This window comes from Pseudomonas sp. Sample_9 (assembly GCF_004307535.1).
GTDB lineage: Bacteria > Pseudomonadota > Gammaproteobacteria > Pseudomonadales > Pseudomonadaceae > Aquipseudomonas > Aquipseudomonas mercuritolerans.
This window is the reverse complement of sequence record NZ_RAZO01000378.1, coordinates 1-3,327: the sequence shown is the minus strand read 5'-3', so window position 1 is coordinate 3,327 and position 3,327 is coordinate 1. Positions and strand designations below refer to the sequence as shown.

General features: G+C 58.9%; 3 protein-coding genes and 1 riboswitch. Of the genes, 2 read left to right on the top strand and 1 reads right to left on the bottom strand.

Annotated features, from left to right (window positions below; translation table 11 throughout):
* Positions 1-198: 198 nt before the first annotated feature.
* Positions 199-603 carry a hotdog domain-containing protein gene (locus D6877_RS21740; protein ID WP_016772772.1) on the bottom strand — a complete coding sequence of 135 codons (405 nt, stop codon included), beginning with the start codon at positions 601-603 and terminating at the stop codon, positions 199-201.
* Positions 604-793: 190 nt separating this feature from the next.
* Positions 794-892, top strand: a riboswitch (S-adenosyl-L-homocysteine riboswitch).
* 23 nt (positions 893-915) lie between these two features.
* On the opposite strand from D6877_RS21740, the gene ahcY reads away from it, so the two are divergent.
* Entirely contained in the window at positions 916-2,325 is a 1,410-nt protein-coding gene (gene ahcY, locus D6877_RS21735) for an adenosylhomocysteinase (RefSeq protein WP_016772771.1), read from the top strand.
* 187 nt (positions 2,326-2,512) lie between these two features.
* Positions 2,513-3,327 (top strand): methylenetetrahydrofolate reductase [NAD(P)H] (metF, locus tag D6877_RS21730; protein ID WP_130912066.1); only part of this gene is annotated, 815 nt, incomplete at its 3' end.

The following is a 3,327-nucleotide window of genomic DNA, read 5'->3' as shown; positions in this document are numbered from 1 at the left end:
GCGCTTGGCAATACGTTCTGTAGGCGCGGCGCAAATCTCTGCATGCACACCAATCCAGGGTAGGAGCTGCCGAAGGCTGCGATCTTTTGATTTTGATTTTCAGAAACAAGATCAAAAGATCGCAGCCTTCGGCAGCTCCTACAGGCACAGGTGATTCCTGTGGGAGCGAGCCTGCTCGCGAAGAATGCGCCGCCGATCTTATTGAACGGCCTCGTCATCCTTGAACTGGTCTTTCACATATTTGATCTCGGTCCGCCCGTGCGGCGCCGGCAGGCCGTCTTCGCCGAGGTTGACGAACACCATTTTCTCGACGGTCAGGATGCTCTTGCGGGTGATCTTGTTGCGCACTTCGCAGGTCAGGGTGATCGAGGTGCGACCGAATTCGGTGGCAGTGATGCCCAGTTCGATGATGTCGCCCTGGCGCGAGGCGCTGACGAAGTTGATTTCCGAGATGTACTTGGTCACCACACGCTGGTTGCCCAGTTGCACGATGGCATAGATCGCCGCTTCTTCATCGATCCAGCGCAGCAGGCTGCCGCCGAACAGGGTGCCGTTGGGGTTGAGGTCTTCGGGTTTTACCCATTTGCGGGTGTGGAAATTCATGGGGGGCTCCTGGGTCGAGACGTTTGAGCGTTAGGGGTATTGGCCCCCAGCTTCAAGTTTTCAGCTACAAGCTGCAAGTAAAAGCGGATTGGCTTTTACTTGCCGCTTGTAGCTTGCCGCTTGCCACTAGCCGGGCGAAGACCGCTATAATCGCCACCGATTCAGAACGGCTATGCCGTTTTCCCGCCACCTGTCCGAGGGGCGCTGCAGCAGGTTCGACCTGTCAGGCTCGGATGGGGCGTTGACCGGCCTGCGCCGGACACTAAACGCACAACGGCGCCCATTCGCATACATTACGAATGGAGGCTCTTCATGAGCGCTGTCAACACGCCTGCCGATTTTACCGATTACAAAGTTGCCGACATGTCCCTGGCTGCCTGGGGCCGTCGCGAAACCATCATCGCCGAATCGGAAATGCCTGCCCTGATGGGTCTGCGCCGCAAATACGCTGCCGAGCAGCCGCTCAAGGGCGCAAAAATCCTCGGCTGCATCCACATGACCATTCAGACTGCCGTGCTGATCGAAACCCTGGTTGCCCTGGGTGCCGAAGTGCGCTGGTCGTCCTGCAACATTTTCTCCACTCAGGATCAGGCCGCTGCCGCAATCGCTGCTGCCGGTATCCCGGTGTTCGCCTGGAAAGGCGAGACTGAAGAAGAGTACGAGTGGTGCCTGGAGCAGACCATCCTCAAGGATGGCCAGCCTTGGGACGCCAACATGATCCTCGACGACGGCGGCGACCTGACCGAGCTGCTGCACAAGAAATACCCGCAAGTGCTCGATCGCGTTCATGGCGTAACCGAAGAAACCACCACTGGCGTACACCGTCTGCTGGACATGCTGGCCAAGGGCGAGCTGAAGATCCCGGCGATCAACGTCAACGACTCGGTGACCAAGTCCAAGAACGACAACAAGTACGGTTGCCGTCACAGCCTGAACGATGCGATCAAGCGCGGCACCGACCACCTGCTGTCGGGCAAGCAAGCGCTGGTCATCGGTTACGGTGACGTGGGCAAGGGCTCGGCACAGTCGCTGCGTCAGGAAGGCATGATCGTCAAAGTGTCGGAAGTCGACCCGATCTGCGCCATGCAAGCCTGCATGGACGGTTTCGAACTGGTTTCGCCGTTCATCGACGGTATCAACGACGGTTCCGAAGCGAGCATCGACAAAGCACTGCTGGGCAAGATCGACCTGATCGTGACCACCACCGGTAACGTCAATGTTTGCGACGCGAACATGCTCAAAGCCCTGAAGAAGCGCGCCGTTGTCTGCAACATCGGTCACTTCGACAACGAAATCGACACCGCTTTCATGCGCAAGAACTGGGCATGGGAAGAAGTGAAGCCACAGGTGCACAAGGTTCACCGCACCGGTGCCGGCAGCTTCGACCCACAGAACGACGACTACCTGATCCTGCTGGCCGAAGGCCGTCTGGTGAACCTGGGCAACGCCACCGGTCACCCGAGCCGCATCATGGACGGTTCGTTCGCCAACCAGGTTCTGGCACAGATCTTCCTGTTCGGCCAGAAATACGCCGACCTGTCGCCAGCGCAGAAAGCCGAGCGTCTGACCGTTGAAGTGCTGCCGAAGAAACTCGACGAAGAAGTGGCCCTGGAAATGGTTCGCGGCTTCGGCGGCGTGGTCACCCAACTGACCAAGCAACAGGCTGACTACATCGGCGTCACCGTCGAAGGCCCGTTCAAGCCGCACGCCTACCGGTACTAAGAGCAGCTGGGAGCTTCAAGCTACAAGCGGCAAGTAAGGTCAAAAGCCGAGTTTGTCGTACGTAGCTTGAGTCTCTGCCACTATTTCAAAACAGCGTCAGGCCGCAAGCTTCAAGCACAAGAGATCAGCGCACCTCCGCTGCTCTTGCAGCTTGAAGCCTGCAGCTTGCAGCTGGAGGTCCCCTCCAATGTCCCAAGACCGTCGCTACAGCTTCGAGTTTTTCCCGACCAAGACCGATGCCGGGCAAGAAAAGCTGCTTGCCACTGCCCGTCAGTTGGCCACCTACAACCCGGATTTCTTTTCCTGCACCTACGGCGCTGGCGGTTCGACCCGTGATCGCACGCTCAACACCGTGCTGCAGCTGGAAAGCGAAGTCAAAGTTCCCGCCGCTCCGCACCTGTCGTGCGTTGGTGACAGCAAGGACGACCTGCGCGGCCTGCTGAACGAATACAAGGCTGCCGGCATCAAGCGCATCGTTGCCCTGCGTGGCGACCTGCCGTCCGGCATGGGCATGACCAGCGGTGAGCTGCGTCACGCCAACGAGCTGGTGGAATTCATTCGTGAGGAAACCGCTGATCATTTCCACATCGAAGTCGCCGCTTACCCGGAGATGCATCCGCAAGCGCGCAACTACGAAGACGATCTCGCCAACTTCGTGCGCAAGGCCAAGGCCGGTGCCGACAGCGCGATCACCCAGTACTTCTTCAACGCCGACAGCTACTTCTACTTCGTCGACCGTTTGCAGGCGCTGGGCGTGGATCTGCCGATCGTGCCGGGGATCATGCCGATCACCAACTACAGCAAACTCGCGCGCTTCTCCGACGCCTGCGGTGCGGAAATCCCGCGCTGGATCCGCAAGCAACTGGAAGCCTACGGTGATGACACGCAAAGCATTCAAAGCTTTGGCGAACAAGTCGTCAGCGAAATGTGCGAACGCCTGCTGCAGGGCGGCGCACCGGGGCTGCACTTCTACTCGATGAACCAGGCCGAACCTAGCCTGGC